This window comes from Acinetobacter sp. UBA2063 (assembly GCF_002333245.1).
GTDB classification, from domain to species: domain Bacteria; phylum Pseudomonadota; class Gammaproteobacteria; order Pseudomonadales; family Moraxellaceae; genus Acinetobacter; species Acinetobacter parvus.
The window spans coordinates 1-12,549 of the sequence record NZ_DDAH01000152.1 but is presented as its reverse complement, the minus strand read 5'-3'; the positions used below and the strand labels follow the sequence as shown (position 1 = coordinate 12,549).

The window sequence follows — 12,549 nt, the reverse complement described above, 5'->3', positions numbered from 1 at the left end:
CGCTCGTGACTGAGGTGAACTTATGCAACTTGAATCGGTTCTATTTAAGCATGTTGGCAGGTTTCGGGACTTAAACATTGAGTTTCAACCTGAACAATATCCGATTACCCTGATTCTGGGTGACCAGTCCACAGGTAAAACCACCATTCTAAAAAATATCTATCAGGCTCTGACCTGGTTTTCGGCACGCTATAAGGATATTCGTACTGCTGGTGTTGTGATTGCGGATCAGGACATTATGCTGACTCGGCTACAGGCCAAAATCCAGATTCAGGTACACATGAGTGAGGAACTCAATCATGGCTTGACTGAAAGTAGCGCTGCACAGGCAGCCGACACACAACGCTGTAGCTGGAAACTCTACAAAACCTTTAACAGTCAGGGGGTGGGAATTAGTCAGGTTGAAAGCCAGCAGCTTGACCAGATGGTGAGCCTGTACCAAAAGATGAATCAACAGGACCCCTTGCTGGGTTTGCCAATGATTGCCTACTATCCTGCGGAACGTTTTGTACACGAAGTGAATCTACAGAGTAAAAATGTGCCAGGCACCTTGCAGGACATTTCAGCCTATGATTTAACACCCATTCCCTACACCACCTTTGCACGTTTTTTTGAATGGTTGCGGGAAATCAGCGATGTCGAGAATGCGCACTCGGCCCATATTGTCAGACGCCTGATGGGTAACGATTTTAACCAGCAGAATCAGTCCGAAATATTACAAGAACTGCAACTGGAACTGGTCAAGCACCCCAAACAGCTCTCGGCACCCAACCTGCATGCCCTGAAAACCAGCCTGAATACCGTTTTTCCCAAGCTGCAAGACCTTTACATTCAGTATGTTCCCAAGCTGCAACTGATGGTGCGTTATGAAGATCGGGTGATGCCATTTCAGCAACTGTCTGCATCAGAAAAAACCTGGATTGCGCTGGTGGGTGATATTAGCCGCCGATTATGCCTGCTCAATCAACATAGCTTTGATCCATGCCTGGAGGGCGAGGGCATCCTGCTGATTGACCACGTGGATATGCAGTTGGACCAGAATGCATGTGCCGAAATTCTTGAGCGCTTGCATGAGGCATTTCCCCGCCTGCAAATCATTGTGACAGGCAACCGTGATGAATTGCTTGAACATGGGCTGCATTATCAGTGCCTAAAACTGGATCAGCACGGTATTTACCCAATTCAGCTGGAGGCATCACAACAGCAGCTTTCCACCTTATATCAGGATTTGGTGCAGTCTGGACCAGAGAATGAGACCCAACCCCCACCACTCCTGCCCTCTGAACCGACATTAACCAAAATGGATGCATTATTCCACCAGATACAGGCACTGAATCCACAGGAAAAGTCTGATTTATTGAATTTGCTCAAGATTGATGACACACCACAACAAAGCCCACTTTGAAATACGGTTCAATGCAGTATTGAAAATAATCCATCAACATGATATGTAACTTCATGTAATAACATCAGATTTTTATTGATATTTTATAGTAAAATAAATCTCATTTTTTATTTTCAAGTTGTGCAATACAACTTGTGATTGTCCCTGTTCACTTGATTGGGTTTCTGGATTTGAAGTTTTGGTATTCTCCTTGAGTGCCTGTGAATCCTGAAAGAAAGTTCATCCTTAGGTCTCCCGACCTAAATCATCAATATGGATACCAGTGTGCTACCGATTATTATCTTATTACCGCTCATACTCGGCACCACCCTTGTCTCACAACTGCAACGTATTTCACGGGGCGTGACGGCACTTGGGGCGATTGGCATCAGCCTGAGTTGTTTTATTTTACTTCTGACCCAGGCAGAAACGGTTCTTCAGGGCAATACTCTGCTGCAAAGCTGGGATTGGCTGCCACAACTGGGCATCAACCTGAGTTTTCGTCTGGATGCGCTCGGTTTATTGTTTGGCCTGCTGATTAGCGGTATCGGTACGCTCATTTATATTTATGCCTATTTCTACCTCAGTCCCAAAAACTCACTGAGTAAACTGTATTTGTTGCTGATGCTGTTTATGGCAGCCATGCTGGGCATCTCGCTTTCGAACAACCTGATCATCCTATTGGTGTTTTGGGAGCTGACCAGTATCTCCTCTTTCCTGCTGGTTGGTTATTGGAGCCAGTACGATGCCGCACAGCGTGGTGCGCGCATGGCCCTAACCCTTACAGGTATGGGCGGCCTTGCCATGCTGGGGGGCTTTGTACTGCTTGGGCAGATCACGGGAACCTATGAAATTGATCAACTGGTGCTGATGAAAGATACCATTCAACAGCATCACCTGTTTGTACCGACCCTATTACTGATTTTACTGGGTGCATTTACCAAAAGTGCACAGTTTCCATTCCACTTTTGGCTACCCAATGCAATGGCTGCACCCACCCCAGTTTCAGCCTATCTGCACTCTGCAACGATGGTAAAAGCGGGGATTTTCCTGCTGGCACGTTTAGCCCCAATTTTTATTGGTGCCGCGATGTACCACAACATTGTCACCTTTGTCGGTCTGTTTACGCTGTGTATGGCAGCAGGTTTTGCCATTTTTAAAGAAGATTTAAAAGGCTTATTGGCATACTCCACCATCAGCCATTTGGGCCTGATTGTGTGCCTGCTTGGGATGGGCTCCCCGCTTGCGGTTGCGGCGGCCATTTTCCACATTATCAACCATGCCACCTTTAAGGCGGCACTCTTTATGATTGCAGGGATTATCGACCACGAAACAGGTACACGGGATTTACGCAAGCTTAGTGGGATTTGGGCACTGCTTCCATTTACGGGAACCTTGACCATGATCACCGCCGCCTCCATGGCGGGCGTGCCATTGACCAATGGCTTTATTTCCAAAGAGATGTTCTTTACTGAGTTATTGGCAAACCTCTCTGGCCCAGTGATGGTGATCTCGGCCATTGTGGCAACCCTGGCGGGAATATTTGCGGTCAGCTATTCGATTCGTTTGGTACATGGCGTGTTTTTTGATGGTGTGGTAGGTAAAAACGTTCCAAACAAGAATGCCCATGAACCAGCACTTGGTATGCGACTGCCTGCAATTATCCTTGCGACTTTATGTATTCTGGTGGGTATTTTCCCTGCCCTGCTTGCGGGTGCAATGGTCAACAGTGTCACCCGTGCCAGCCTGATGCAGCCAAATTTTGAGGGGGTCCACCTCGCCATCTGGCATGGTTTTAATGCTCCTTTAGTCATGAGCCTGATTGCACTGGTTGGTGGAACGCTGTTCTATTTTGCCCTAGCCAAACAGGGGCGACTGCGTAAAATCGACCTTGATCCCTCGTTTGGACGCTTTCAGGGCCGAATTTTATTTGATTTATTTCTAAAACATTTGTTGCTCAACAGCCGTAAGATTAAGCAGGCGACTGAAAATGGCTCCTTGCAAAGCTACCTGCTCTGGATTGTGCTGTTTAGCATTGTCATGGTTGGCTTGCCACTGTTCAACCAAGGCTTAACCACAGGTACACGCGAACTGACCCATGCACCGTGGGTAGCAATTGTACTGTGGCTCACTCTGTTCTCTGGTTGCTGGATGATGCTCTGGTTTCACCATGAACGCATCAAGGCCGTGTTGATTAGTGGGGCAGTGGGTCTGGTGGTCACCATGGTATTCATTACCCTGTCAGCGCCAGACCTTGCCCTGACCCAAATCACGGTTGATGTGGTCACCACGGTTTTATTGCTGATGAGTTTGTCACTGTTGCCACAGCTCACCCCTTATGAATCCAGTCGTTCACGGCGCTGGCGCGATGCCAGTCTGGCCATTGCAGGTGGTTTGGGAATTGGCTGGATTAGCTGGCTGATTTTAACCCGTGACCATAATTCAATTTCATGGTTCTTTATGCAACAGTCGATTCCTCTAGGTGGCGGCTCGAATGTGGTCAACGTCATCCTTGTCGATTTCCGTGGTTTCGATACTTTCGGTGAAATTATCGTTTTGGGCATTGCTGCCATTGGTGCACTCTGTTTGATGGATGGTATGCGTGCGCATGGCACCACCATGACCCAGGGCCTGACCTATCGCTTTAATCCCTCACCCTTAATGTTACGTATTACGGCATCATGGATACTGCCGCTTGCACTGGTGGTCAGCACCTATATTTTCATGCGTGGACACAACTATCCAGGGGGTGGTTTTATCGCGGGACTGATTACCGCGATGGCACTGATCATTCAATATATTGTGTTGGGTCAGGAACAGGCTGAACGTATGATTGGAGCTCGGTCTGGTCGTCTCTATGAAATCTGGATTGGTTCAGGATTGACCATTGCAGGATTGACAGGTATTGCGGCATGGTTCTGGTCACGTCCATTCCTGACCAGCGCGCACATTTATGTGGAACCCCCCTTACTGGGCAAAATGCATCTTGCCTCAGCAGTCGGATTTGATACAGGCGTATATATCACGGTCGTCGGGGCGACCATGTTATTGATCTCGGTACTGGGAGACTCACGTCACTCCAGCATGTCTGGCCCTATTCCCAATGGAGACAAATAAATGATCAGCCTTGAATTTTTATTGGCTTCGGCAATTGGTCTACTCACCGCCACAGGGATTTACCTCATCCTGCGTGCCAGAACCTTTCCCGTGGTGCTTGGCCTTGCCATGATCGGCTATGCCGTGAACCTGTTCCTATTTGCGATGGGACGTTTACAGGTCAATGCTCCCGCCATTTTGACGGAAACCACCAAGGTCACCGACCCATTGCCACAGGCACTGGTTTTGACTGCAATCGTGATTGGGTTTGCCACCACGGCGTTTGTTGTGCAACTGGCACTGCGCAGCCGTTATGAATCGGGAAATGACCATGTCGACTCCAAGGAAGAGCCGACCCTGACCTATGACCCACGTGAGGATGAGCCATAATGTTTGATTTGAATACTTTCTGGCAGACTCACACTCCAATCATCAGTATCCTGATTCCAGCATTGACCAGCTTTATGCTATTGCTACTGGGTAACCCTGGGGCAGGTTCATTAAAACAGGACTGGCGACAACCCTGGCGGCGTAGCATCAGCCTGACTTCAGCAATTCTCGGTCTGCTGACCGCCATCAGTTACCTGATGATTGCCAGTACAGGACAGATTAGTGTTTACCAGCTCAGCGAATGGTCTGCCCCGTTTGGCATTGTACTCGTACTGGATCGCTTATCGGCCTTTATGCTGGTGCTGACCTATGCACTGGCCGTTCCCGTAATCTGGTATGCCAGCGACAACTGGGACACCCGCGGACGCTATTTCCATACCATGTTCCACTTCCTGCTCATGGGAGTCTGTGGCGCATTCCTGACAGGTGACCTGTTTAACCTGTTTGTATTCTTTGAAATCCTGTTAATGGCCTCCTATGTACTGTTACTACATGGTCAGGGTCGTCAAAGATTCCAGTTGGGTATCCATTACGTCACCATCAACCTACTGGCATCCGCCCTGTTCCTGATTGGTCTGGGCATGATTTATGGCAGTGTTGGCAGCCTAAATATGGCAGATGTGGGTCGTATCCTGCCTACACTGGACGATGACCAGCACAAGCTGGCAATTGCAGGTGGCCTACTGCTGTTTGTAGTGTTTGGCATCAAGGCCGCAATGCTGCCTGTCGGATTCTGGCTGCCAAAGACCTATGCGGTTGCCAGCACACCTGTTGCCGCCATATTTACCATTATGACCAAGGTTGGGATTTATGCGATTTTACGTGTTAATGGCACAGTGTTTGACGATGCCATGGCACAAAGCATTTTTAAAAACACACTATTGTTGATTGGCCTGATCACTTCGATTTATGGGGTGATTGGTGCAATTGGTGCGGAACGGCTACGTCGTTTTGTTGGCTTCATGGTGCTGTCATCTGTGGGTACATTGCTGATCGCTATTGCCATGTTCAACACACAGGCATGGTCAGCGGGTCTGTATTATCTGGTGCATAGTACCCTGATTGCCGCTGCATTCTATCTGTTCTGTGGCTGGATTACCGCCCAACGCGGCATGTTCAAGGATCATCTGAAAGTTGCACCCAAAATCAAGAATGAAAAGGCAGCGGCACTGACCTATTTCCTGATAGCAATGATGATCGCAGGTTTACCACCATTTAGTGGCTTTCTCGGTAAGGTCTTTATTTTACAGGCCACCGCTGAAACGGCGTATCAGGGCTGGATTATCGCCATTATCCTGATCGTTAGCCTACTGAGTATTCTTGGATTGACCCGTGTGGGTTTCATTCTGTTCTGGCGTGCCAGTCCACCTGAAATTGACCCGAATGAAGCAGCCTATCAAACTTATCAGGGATTGCCAGCCTATGCACCCAACCGTAATGACACAGCCATTTATATCATTTTGGCAGGGCTGATGGCTTATGTCGTGTTTGCATCACCAATCCAGACCTATACCGTATTGACTGCACAGCAAATCCAGAACCATGCGCTCTATAATCAGGCTATCTTAAAAACGGATGCACAGGGTCGCGTGATTAGCGTACAACCTTATGATCCAACCTACCTGCCTGAAACTAAATATGGCGGCGAAGTTGAAGACCACAATGCCGTGCTGATTCCCGATGTTATTTCCAAAGCAACCCTACAGGGTGAGCATATCTCGGAATACAAGCAGCGCCAGATTGCTCAACAAACACTGGATATGCCGACAGTTCCAAATTCAACCCAGTTAAAGCCAATGGAGGAACACTGACATGCAAAAAATAAGCTTGCTCGACCGTTGGTTCCCCCACCCCTTTGTGTCATTTCTGGTGTTTTTGAGTTGGCTGATGCTATCGCACAGTGTGGACCCGACTGACATTTTAATGGCGCTGTTACTGGCTATTGTCATTCCCCGTCTGGTACGTCCCTTTATTGCCAGAACCCCCCACATTCACTGGCTGCCTGCGATCAGATTGGCGTTTGTGGTGCTGTGGGATATCATCGTTTCAAATTTTCGTATTGCCAAACTGGTGCTGGGTCCACTGGATCATCTGCACCCGAAATGGTATCGCGTGCCACTGGAAACGGAACATGAACAGATCAACACCTTGCTGGCGATGATCATTACCACTACTCCTGGAACTGTTTCAGCAGGGATTGATCAGGAACGGGGGGATATCCTCGTTCACGCACTCAGCACAGATGATACCGAGCTGGATATTCAGGATATTAAAAAGCGCTATGAAATGCCTTTGATTGAAATCTTTGATGTAAAGCTGAACAAGGGAGCAAGTAAATGACGATTTTACCGTATGCACTGGGTATTGGTCTAATTGCCATTACCCTCTCCATGTTCCTTTGCCTCATCCGCCTGATTATTGGCCCGTCTGTGATTGACCGTCTGCTCGCATTGGATACACTGTTCCTCAATGCCACCTGTTTGGTTGTGGTGCTGGGTATTTACTGGGTCAGCAACAATATGTTTGAGGGCGCCCTATTGGTTGCAATGCTTGGCTTTGTATCCACAGCCGCACTTGCCCGTTACTTCACCACTGGACATGTGATTGATTAAGGAGAGTGGTTATGCAAATAATTTTTGAGATTATCATTTCGTTCTTTTTGATCTTTGGTGCATTTTTCATGCTCGTAGGTTCCATCGGAATGATTCGCTTACCCGACTTATTTATGCGTCTGCATGCACCGACTAAATCAAGTACGCTAGGCTTAGGAAGTTTTTTAATTGCAGCTATGATATTTGGAGCGACTCAAGGTCGTTTCGGTTTTGCTGAATTATTGATTACTTTATTTGCCTTTATTACTGCTCCAGTATCTGCAAATTTAATGGCACAAGCTGCAATTCATTTACGTTTGCGTTCAACCAGCGGTGATGTACCAGAGGCTTTAAATCGTCCGCTACCATGGCAACGTTACAGTCGTAATACAGAAAGGAAAGACCAACTTTAAGTTGGTCTTTTTTAATAACATTATTCATCCATAAAGAAAGCCACCCGAAGGTGGCTTTCTTTAAAACTTATTCTTTATCTTGTTCACGTTCAGGCAAGTCTTTCACAGCTTCCGCGATCAGACCAAACATATAGTTACCATAGGCATTGGTTTTATCGTAATGGAAACGCAATCTTGGCGTAATACGTGTCTTGATACGACGGCTCAACTCATGACGCAAAAAACCAGAAGCTTTATTCAATACATCCAAAGTTTCTTTATTTGCGACTTCACTTTGCTCATCACCAAGTTCACGTCCCATCACAGTGACATAAACTTCAGCATAACCCATGTCTGCACTGACTTTCACCGCAGAGATGGTCACCAGACCACCTAAGCGAGGATCTTTAAGCTCTTGACGGATCAGCTCAGACAACTCACGTTGTACTGAATCCGCCATGCGCTTTAAGCGTTGGCTACCCGCCATTAAAGACTCCGTTTGATCAATTGAACATCATAGACTTCGATCTTGTCTTTAACTTTGATGTCTTTATAGCCTTTGACTGCAAGTCCACATTCCATACCTGCACGAACTTCTTCAACCACTTCTTTATAACGACGAAGAGATTCAAGCTCACCCTGGAACACCACCACATCATCACGTAATACGCGAATTGGCTTGTTACGGTGTAACATACCTTCAAGCACCATACAGCCAGCTGCTGCACCAAACTTACTTGAATGGAACACTTCACGTACTTCTGCAACACCCAGAATTGTTTCACGGTGTTCAGGTGCAAGCTTACCACTCATTGCAGCTTTTACATCATCAATTAAATGATAGATCACGCTGTAATAACGAATATCAATGCCATCCTGATCAGATTTTTGACGCGCTGTGTTGTCCGCACGCACGTTGAAACCTAATAACACTGCTTCTGAAGATTCAGCTAGCGTTACATCTGACTCAGTGATTGCACCAACACCTGAACCAATGATACGGACTTTCACTTCATCAGTAGAAAGTTCATCAAGTGCAACATGTAATGCTTCTAAAGTACCGCGCACATCAGTTTTGAGTACAACATTCACATAAGGAACATCTTTTTTACCCATAGACGCCATGATGTTTTCAAGACGCATTGCACTTGCACGCTCTAAACGCTTATGACGTTCACGGTCTGAACGAGCATCAGCAACTTCACGCGCTTTCTTCTCGTCATTCACGACTAGTACTTCATCGCCCGCCATTGGTGCATCAGGTAAACCTAAGATTTCAACTGGAATCGAAGGGCCTGCTGACGTAATACGCTTACCGTTTTCATCCACCATCGCACGTACACGACCATAAGACGAACCAGCAAGAACCAGATCACCAATATTCAAGGTACCATTTTGTACAAGAATTGACGTTACTGCACCGCGACCTTTGTCAACACGCGCTTCAATCACCACACCTTGTGCTGCACCTTCTGCTGAAGCTTTAAGCTCCATCAGTTCAGACTGAATCAAGATCAAGTCAAGTAGTTCATCAATTCCCGCACCAGAGTGTGCCGAAACTTTTGCAATCGGAACATCACCGCCCCACTCCTCAGGCACAATACCTTTAGTGGTCAATTCATTTAATACACGATCTGGATCCGCTGATTCTTTATCCATCTTGTTGATGGCAACAATAATCGGGGTTCCAGCAGCACGCGCATGGTCAATCGCTTCGGCTGTTTGTGGCATCACACCATCATCAGCCGCAACCACGAGAACCACGATATCAGTCGCTTTTGCACCACGTGCACGCATTGATGTAAACGCCGCGTGTCCTGGTGTGTCGAGGAAAGTAATAATGCCTTTCTCAGTTTCAACGTGATATGCACCGATATGCTGGGTAATACCACCCGCTTCACCCGCTGCCACCTTAGAGCGACGGATACGGTCCAGTAACGATGTTTTACCATGGTCAACGTGACCCATGATCGTTACCACTGGTGGACGAGTAGTTTGCTCACCACGCGCCTCTTCAGCCGCAACCAGCAAGTTATCTTCTGCCTGCGTATCAGAAACAAGAACAGGGTTATGCCCTAGTTCCTCAACCACAAGAACTGCTGTATCCTGTTCAATGGCCTGGTTCTGAGTCACAAGCTCACCCATCTTCATCAGGGTCTTGATGACTTCACGAACCTTAACCGCCATTTTTTGTGCAAGATCGGCAACGATGATCTTCTCACCAATCTCTACATCATAAATCTGTTTCTTAACAGGCTTTTCAAAACCATGTTTGTTTGACTGGCTGGTTTTCAAGCCACGCTTATGATGGCTCTTGCTAAAGCTCTGCTCTGCCTGGGCATCACCACCACGGCCACCTTTCTTGCTTGCACGTGGATTTGCAGTTGCACCGCCACGCTTGATTTCACGGTCTTCCTTATTGAAAGAATCTTCATACGCCTGACCAACAAGTCCAGCGGCTAAAGGTGAATCATCAATCACACGAATGGTTGTGGTTGCATCATCATTTGAATATTTCGAAGCCATCTGGCGCATTTGCTCCAGCGTACGCTTCTGCGCCTCTTCCGCAGCTTTACGACGTACAGCTTCCTCAGTCGCCTTTAACTTGGCTGCTTCTGCTTCACGGGCTTTTTTCTGTTCAGGTGTTTCTGTTGGCTTAACAACAGGTGCTTTAATCACCTTGTCACTACCCCGTTTTTTCACCACAACTGCGGTTTTTGCAGGAGCTTGTGAAGCACTTTCAGAAGTATGTGCTGCACGCATGGCTTCCAAAGTCGCATTGGTTTTTTGTTCACCATGAATACGAGCTTTGCTATCTGCTTCTTCACGCCCTTTTTGCTCAGCACGGGCTTTCGCCTCAGCTTCAGCACGTGCTTTGGCTTCCGCAGCGATCTGCTCTGGATTTGGCTTGGCAAAAACCTGCTTTTTACGCACCTCAACATTGATACTTTTTGCTTTACCCGAAGTACTGGTGACTTTGGCTGTATGGGTTGTTGTACGTTTCAACGCAATTTTTCCTGTGTTACCACCGCCCTGACCATGTACTTTTTTCAGGTGATTAACCAAAGTATCCTGCTGTTCAGTGGTAATAATGTCATCTGCTTTACGCTGTGGTAGACCTGCATCGCGAACCTGTTCCAGGAGTTTCTCTACAGGACGTTCTACGCTGAGCGCTAACTCTTGAATCGACTTGTCCGTCATCTATTATCTCCTAGTTAAACCATGATTCACGTGCTTTCATGATTAATTGACCTGCTTTGTCATGGCCCAAGCCTTCGATATCTGAAATATCATCAGTCGCTTGGTCCGCCAAGTCATCAATCGTAACCACACCACGCGCCGCCAATGCATAGGCAATCTCGGTGGTCATACCATCCATACCGAGAAGTTCCACACTTGGCTCTTGAATATTTTCCTGCTGTTTTAACGCATCGGTTAAAGCAGCCTCTTTTGCACGGCTTTGCAGCAATTCGACCAAATCAGCCTCAAGCTCGATTTCATCAAATGTCTCAGCTGGCACATAGGCAATTTCTTCCAGAGCAGTGAAGCCCATTTCGACCAAAGCCATAGCCAAATCTTCTTCAATATCGAGACGGGACATAAACATATCCAGATATTGCTGTGCCTCATTTTGCTGACGAGCACGATACTCTTCTTCCAGCATCATGTCGAGTTTATAACCCGTTAATTCCGATGCCAAACGAACATTTTGCCCCTGCGAACCAATGGCACGCGCCAACTGGTCATTGGTGGCGAAAATGATATCCGCACTGTGTGCATCTTCATCAAGGACGATTCCAGATACATCAGCTGGTTCCAATGCGCTTGCGATATATTGCGCTGGGTCATCAGACCACACCACAACATCAATACGCTCACCATTCAACTCCTGCTGTACCGCCTGGATACGTGTACCACGCATCCCAATACAAGCACCCACAGGGTCAATACGATGGTCATTGGTTTTCACTGCAATTTTAGCACGAACACCTGGCTGACGCGCTGCCGCCTTAATTTCAATGATTTCTTCAGAAATTTCTGGAATTTCTTTCTTCATCAGGGCAATCAGCATTTCAGGACGTGCACGTGACAATAATAATTGCGCACCACGACCTTCACGGTTGACGCTATACAAAATGGCATTAATACGTTGCTTAGGACGTAAAATCTCTTTATGAATGGTTTCTTCACGTGCCAAATACGCTTCAGCATTGTCACCAAGGTCAATGATAAAGCCATCTTTGGTTTGCTTTTTCACTTCACCATAAATCAGCTCGCCCACTTTCGACTCATAAGCATCTGCAACCAATGCACGCTCTGCCTCACGAATCTTTTGCACAATTACCTGCTTGGCAATTTGCGCTGCAATACGACCGAATTCAATCGATTCAACTTCCAGCTCACGCACATCGCCAATTGACCACTTCGATGGGTCTACATCAGAGATGGCATCCTGACATGCAGGCATTTCATGATCTTCATCCGCAACGACAGTCCATTGACGGAACGTGCGGTAATCGCCTGTTTTACGATCAATCTCAACTCGAAGCTGAGCTTCTTCCGAGTGTGTGCCGTCGTAAAACTTTTTCTTCGTTGCCGCAACCAGCGCTTGCTCTAGGGCTTGGAAGATTGCTTCACGACTAACACCTTTTTCATTACTAACCGTTTCTACAACGGTAAGAATTTCACGGCCCAT

The 12,549-nt window shown here is 47.1% G+C and carries 10 protein-coding genes; 7 read left to right on the top strand and 3 right to left on the bottom strand.

What is annotated here, in order from left to right; translation table 11 throughout:
• Window positions 1–22: 22 nt before the first annotated feature.
• From B4H32_RS06885 to B4H32_RS06855, 7 genes are all read left to right on the top strand, one after another.
• Complete coding sequence (locus B4H32_RS06885; protein WP_004680690.1) at window positions 23–1,405, top strand: AAA family ATPase; 1,383 nt, start codon at window positions 23–25, stop codon at window positions 1,403–1,405.
• Window positions 1,406–1,657: 252 nt separating this feature from the next.
• On the top strand, window positions 1,658–4,501 hold the full coding sequence (locus B4H32_RS06880; RefSeq protein WP_058948566.1) for a monovalent cation/H+ antiporter subunit A: 2,844 nt from the start codon (window positions 1,658–1,660) through the stop codon (window positions 4,499–4,501).
• Entirely contained in the window at window positions 4,502–4,870 is a 369-nt protein-coding gene (locus B4H32_RS06875; RefSeq protein ID WP_004674421.1) for a Na+/H+ antiporter subunit C, read from the top strand.
• Window positions 4,870–6,681, top strand: coding sequence for a monovalent cation/H+ antiporter subunit D (locus B4H32_RS06870; RefSeq protein WP_286801011.1), 1,812 nt, complete (start codon window positions 4,870–4,872; stop codon window positions 6,679–6,681). The genes B4H32_RS06875 and B4H32_RS06870 overlap by 1 nt, the downstream gene beginning before the upstream one ends.
• 1 nt (window position 6,682) lies before the next feature.
• Window positions 6,683–7,210: a Na+/H+ antiporter subunit E gene (locus B4H32_RS06865; RefSeq protein WP_004756282.1), complete on the top strand. Its 528-nt coding sequence runs from the start codon at window positions 6,683–6,685 to the stop codon at window positions 7,208–7,210.
• Complete coding sequence (locus B4H32_RS06860) at window positions 7,207–7,482, top strand: monovalent cation/H+ antiporter subunit F (protein ID WP_004680695.1); 276 nt, start codon at window positions 7,207–7,209, stop codon at window positions 7,480–7,482. The genes B4H32_RS06865 and B4H32_RS06860 overlap by 4 nt, the downstream gene beginning before the upstream one ends.
• An 11-nt stretch (window positions 7,483–7,493) precedes the next feature.
• Window positions 7,494–7,874: a Na+/H+ antiporter subunit G gene (locus B4H32_RS06855; RefSeq protein WP_004756284.1), complete on the top strand. Its 381-nt coding sequence runs from the start codon at window positions 7,494–7,496 to the stop codon at window positions 7,872–7,874.
• A gap of 67 nt (window positions 7,875–7,941) precedes the next feature.
• Here the strand turns inward: B4H32_RS06855 and B4H32_RS06850 are convergent, their stop codons facing one another.
• Genes B4H32_RS06850 through nusA form a run of 3 tightly spaced genes read right to left on the bottom strand, consistent with a single transcriptional unit; the run spans window position 7,942 to window position 12,549 of the window.
• Window positions 7,942–8,340, bottom strand: coding sequence for a ribosome-binding factor A (locus B4H32_RS06850; RefSeq protein ID WP_004756286.1), 399 nt, complete (start codon window positions 8,338–8,340; stop codon window positions 7,942–7,944).
• Window positions 8,340–11,054, bottom strand: a complete 2,715-nt coding sequence (infB, locus tag B4H32_RS06845; RefSeq protein ID WP_286801009.1) for a translation initiation factor IF-2 — start codon at window positions 11,052–11,054, stop codon at window positions 8,340–8,342. Before infB ends, B4H32_RS06850 begins: the two co-directional genes overlap by 1 nt.
• A gap of 10 nt (window positions 11,055–11,064) precedes the next feature.
• The gene (nusA, locus tag B4H32_RS06840) at window positions 11,065–12,549 is read right to left on the bottom strand and encodes a transcription termination factor NusA (RefSeq protein ID WP_004680699.1); all 1,485 of its coding nucleotides are present in this window, start codon (window positions 12,547–12,549) and stop codon (window positions 11,065–11,067) included.

Bases quoted from the DNA above. Each gene is read 5' to 3' on its own strand.
- B4H32_RS06885 (WP_004680690.1), top strand. From the start codon at position 23: ATGCAACTTGAATCGGTTCTATTTAAGCATGTTGGCAGGTTTCGGGAC.
- B4H32_RS06880 (WP_058948566.1), top strand. From the start codon at position 1,658: ATGGATACCAGTGTGCTACCGATTATTATCTTATTACCGCTCATACTC.
- B4H32_RS06875 (WP_004674421.1), top strand. From the start codon at position 4,502: ATGATCAGCCTTGAATTTTTATTGGCTTCGGCAATTGGTCTACTCACC.
- B4H32_RS06870 (WP_286801011.1), top strand. From the start codon at position 4,870: ATGTTTGATTTGAATACTTTCTGGCAGACTCACACTCCAATCATCAGT.
- B4H32_RS06865 (WP_004756282.1), top strand. From the start codon at position 6,683: ATGCAAAAAATAAGCTTGCTCGACCGTTGGTTCCCCCACCCCTTTGTG.
- B4H32_RS06860 (WP_004680695.1), top strand. From the start codon at position 7,207: ATGACGATTTTACCGTATGCACTGGGTATTGGTCTAATTGCCATTACC.
- B4H32_RS06855 (WP_004756284.1), top strand. From the start codon at position 7,494: ATGCAAATAATTTTTGAGATTATCATTTCGTTCTTTTTGATCTTTGGT.
- B4H32_RS06850 (WP_004756286.1), bottom strand. From the start codon at position 8,340: ATGGCGGGTAGCCAACGCTTAAAGCGCATGGCGGATTCAGTACAACGT.
- infB (WP_286801009.1), bottom strand. From the start codon at position 11,054: ATGACGGACAAGTCGATTCAAGAGTTAGCGCTCAGCGTAGAACGTCCT.
- nusA (WP_004680699.1), bottom strand. From the start codon at position 12,549: ATGGGCCGTGAAATTCTTACCGTTGTAGAAACGGTTAGTAATGAAAAA.